This is a genomic window from Halomonas sp. 3D7M (assembly GCF_014897885.1).
Lineage (GTDB): Bacteria > Pseudomonadota > Gammaproteobacteria > Pseudomonadales > Halomonadaceae > Vreelandella.
This window is the reverse complement of the sequence record NZ_JABUZF010000017.1, coordinates 1-2,924: the sequence shown is the minus strand read 5'-3', so window position 1 is coordinate 2,924 and position 2,924 is coordinate 1. Positions and strand designations below refer to the sequence as shown.

The following is a 2,924-nucleotide window of genomic DNA, read 5'->3' as shown; positions in this document are numbered from 1 at the left end:
TGCCCTGCCGTTCGTGGTAGGGCGTAAGAACTGGCTGTTCAGCCACACCCCGAGCGGCGCTCAAGCCAGTGCGGCGGTCTACAGCCTGATCGAAACCGCCAAAGCCAATGGTCTCTCGCCTTACGATTACTTGCAGTATGTCTTCGCGACACTGCCCACCCTCAATGATGATGAACTCAGCATGCTGCTACCCTGGCAGTGGAAAGAGACATTACCGGTCTAAGCGAAATCTGACTAGATGGGTTTTATGGCGCGCTTACGCTAATGCGGGCTTCTCACGCCAATAAACAATGCTGTGTCCGAATTGATGTCCCTAATCAAGATGTCGTGTTATGTAAGTGAAGCGCACCCACAAAAGCAGCGTGTAGCGGTGCTGGAGTTTGACCATCGGAGTGCGAGATTGCTACTCATACTTAACAATTATTTGTCATCCTATTGTAAACTCTAGCGTCGAATGTAAAGAGGTTTGGGCTGGCGTGGCTTTTGCTTTGTATTGTTATCACGTCCACCCTTAATTTTTTCAAGGAAGACACTCATGAACTCTCCGCTATCGAGCGCCACTCCACGCGTTTATACCCCCGTAAGTGAACTGCATGTGCATGCCGAGCATCTTCAGGCCCAGTCGTTAAGTGACTTGTTAGGCAGTGGTTCTACTGTTGCCCAGCAACGTGCTAATGCATTGGCGTTTACATTTGGTAGCCTGCATATTGATTTCAGCAAGCAGCGCTTAACCACTAAAACACTAACGCTTTTAAAGGATTGGGCGGAAAGTTGTGGTTTGGCGGCTAAGCGTCAGGCGTTGTTTGCGGGGGCAAAGGTTAACCCTTCAGAACAGCGTGCGGCGTTGCACGTGGCGGCAAGGTGGCCGAGCAGCGAAACACCCCCCGAGGGGATGGAGAGCGCGGCAGCTTTTTGCCAACACCAGCGCAAGCGTATGGCGGAGATGGTGGAGCGTGTTCATAGCGGTAAATGGTACGGTGCTACTGGTCAAGCGATCACTGATATAGTGCATATTGGCGTAGGTGGCTCTGATTTGGGGCCAAAATTGGTCAGTGAAGCGCTAGCGGACCGCCCCAGCAGTGCCAAAGTGAACGTGCATTATGTTTCCACGATGGATGGTGCGCAGCTGCTGCCCTTAATGGAGTGCTTAAACCCTGCGACCACGCTATTGGTGCTAGCGTCTAAATCGTTCACTACCGCTGATACCCAGTTTAATGTGCGCACGGCGCTAGCGTGGTTAAGCCATGCGCTTGAAGTCGATGAAGCCACCGTTTGCCGTCATCAGTTGATTGGCGTGTCGTCTAAGCCTGACAAAATGACCGAGTTTGGTGTGCCTGAGGCGCAGCAGTTGGTATTCAAGGAGTGGATTGGCGGGCGTTTTTCATTATGGTCGCCGATTGGTATCAGCGTGGCAATGCAGCTGGGCGTGGCGTGTTTTGATGCGCTGTTAGCCGGTGCGCATGCCATGGATAAGCACTTTCTGCACACGCCCATCGAGGAAAACTTGCCCGCTCTTGTGGCGTTGGTAGGGGCGTGGAACTCTCAGTTTTTAAACATTCCTACCCATGCGGTGCTTCCTTATGATGGCCGGTTAAAAAGCTTGCCTGCGTATTTGCAGCAGTTGGAAATGGAATCTAACGGTAAGAGCGTTGGTCTAGATGGCCGGTCGGTTACCCATGCAACCTGTCCTATTTTGTGGGGGGATGTAGGGCCTAATGGGCAGCATGCGTTTTATCAGCTGTTACATCAGGGTGTTCATACCGTCAGCGCTGATTTTGTGGCAGTGGCGCAGCGGGCTGGCGTTGGGCGTGAAAAGATTAATCGTTCACTGAAAGCCCAGGAGCAGTTAACCTTAGCGCACTGTTTGGCGCAGTCTCAGCTGTTTGCGTTAGGCGATGATGCGATTCCTCAAGCGCTGCGCGGTTTAATGGCCCAGGGGTATCGCGGTAATCAACCTAATTCAGTTGTGCTGCTAAAAACGTTGGATGCGTGGTCGATCGGTGCACTACTGGCGCTTTATGAGCACAAAGTGTTTGTTCAATCGGTATTGTGGAATTTGAACCCTTTCGATCAGCCGGGGGTAGAGTTAGGTAAGCGGTTGGCAACCAGCCTTTACCAAACACTGGCGGATGAGCCGGTTGAGTATCAGAATGTAGAAGATCCGAGTACTGCTCAATTGCTGCATAAAGTGAACGAGTGGCGTAAGTAACGAAACGATAAAGGACGTAGTTAATGACTCAAGTTCGCAAAGCGATTATTCCGGTGGCGGGTTTTGGCACGCGCCTGCTGCCTATTAGCAAGGCGATCCCTAAGGAGATGGTGCCCGTGGTGGATCGTCCGCTTATTCAGCACGTGGTGGAAGAGGCGCTGGCGGCGGGAATTAATGAAATCATTTTGGTAACCCGGGCAGGTAAATCTGCCATCGAAGACCATTTTGATGCCCACTTCGAGCTTGAGCACTCATTAGCCAGTAAGGGCAAGGATGCGTTGTTAGAAACGCTGTCGGCTATTTCGCCCAAAAAACTCAAAGTGACCAGCGTCCGTCAGCCCAATGCCAAAGGCTTGGGCCACGCTATTTTCTGCGCCGCGCACCTGTTAGATAAAGATGAGCCATTTGCCGTTATTCTGCCTGACGTGTTGGTGAAACCGCAGGTGGGTAGTACAGCCTGTGACTTGGGCAGCATGGTAGAGCGCTGGGAGGCTAATAGCGCCTCGCAAATCATGGTGGAAGCGGTGCCCCAGGAAGAGGTTTACCGTTATGGCATTGTTGACTGTGATGAGCCAGCCGCCGGTGAAAGCGCCACCATGCGCGGTGTTGTAGAAAAACCATCGCCTAAGGAAGCACCTTCACGCCTTTCGGTGATTGGCCGCTATGTGCTGCCGTATCGCATTATGGAGCTGCTGCGTGACCAGCCGCCTGGTGC

The 2,924-nt window shown here is 52.4% G+C and carries 3 protein-coding genes; all 3 read left to right on the top strand.

The features are described from left to right. Nucleotides 1-223 (top strand): transposase domain-containing protein (locus tag INT22_RS00360; protein ID WP_193067467.1); only part of this gene is annotated, 223 nt, incomplete at its 5' end. A 312-nt stretch (nucleotides 224-535) separates the two neighbouring features. Continuing rightward, on the top strand, nucleotides 536-2,209 hold the full coding sequence (pgi, locus tag INT22_RS00355) for a glucose-6-phosphate isomerase (protein WP_193067466.1): 1,674 nt from the start codon (nucleotides 536-538) through the stop codon (nucleotides 2,207-2,209). 23 nt (nucleotides 2,210-2,232) lie between these two features. Further along, on the top strand, nucleotides 2,233-2,924 hold a 692-nt coding region (locus INT22_RS00350; RefSeq protein ID WP_193067465.1), incomplete at its 3' end, for a UTP--glucose-1-phosphate uridylyltransferase.